Annotated in this window: 1 protein-coding gene; it reads right to left on the minus strand. The window is 34.0% G+C overall.

Annotation, left to right across the window (positions count from 1 at the left end):
• Nucleotides 1–285: 285 nt before the first annotated feature.
• Nucleotides 286–711 (minus strand): hypothetical protein, encoded by a 426-nt coding sequence (locus PQ474_RS26210; RefSeq protein WP_273848518.1) that lies wholly within the window; start codon nt 709–711, stop codon nt 286–288.
• Nucleotides 712–902: the final 191 nt, after the last annotated feature.

Consider the following 902-nt stretch of genomic DNA (forward strand, 5'->3'; position numbering starts at 1 on the left):
GGTTACTAGTTTCTGAAAAGGGATAGGTGTGCTAAAACGGCGAGATAATCGGTTCTTGGCTACCTTTCCAATCTTCCCCTTATAGGGGTCCCACCAACAAAACACGGAAAACATACGCTAAGCAATTTCGACATAAAAAAAGCCGATTTTTCCTACGCTAAGGAATAATCGGCTCAATTTAGTGGGAGACAGAGTGAAAACAAACTTAGTCCCAAACAATTTTAATGGAGATTTCGGAATTTGAAAAAAAGTGTAATCCAAAAACTAGTTTTTTTCAACTTCGATTTAGCTAAACTTTGGTATTACCAAAAGTCTTTTAACTGGTTTAAATTCTAATGTTTCTTCGTATTTTTCTCCATCTTCCTCCCAGTGTATATATAATTGGTAAGTGTTTTTTTCTATAGGCTTTTGACCAAGGTAAGCAAATTCACGTTTGTCATTTTCCTTCATATTTACTTGATCTTCAGTATTCATGTATGAAATTACTTTTCCATTCTCTATGAAACGAACATCTAATAATTTACCTTGTCTTTTCTCCCAGCTAAGGTTTCCAGCCCAAGTCTTTTTCAATGAATTGTCAACTGTATATATAGCTTTCCATCCATTTTCTTTTGATTCTGCTTTAAGATTTGGAGGAAGAAGCATTGATATTACCACCCAAACTACAAGTAATCCCACTATAAAAATGGGAATGATACTTTTAGCTTTCAACTCATCACTTCCTTGTCTTTATCTAGTATGCAGTGTTAAACTTTATTACTCTATAAGATGAGTTCCCTGAAATTTCACTAAGAGGTTTATCTAAGGTATCATTAGTGTGTCCAGAAAATGTAGCTTGCACTTATTGACCTTTTGCACCCGTTAATTGAAAAAATTTATTACACCTTCAATTTTTCTTCGGC

The organism is Halalkalibacter alkalisediminis (genome assembly GCF_028610705.1).
Classification (GTDB): Bacteria; Bacillota; Bacilli; order Bacillales; family Bacillaceae_D; genus Halalkalibacter; species Halalkalibacter alkalisediminis.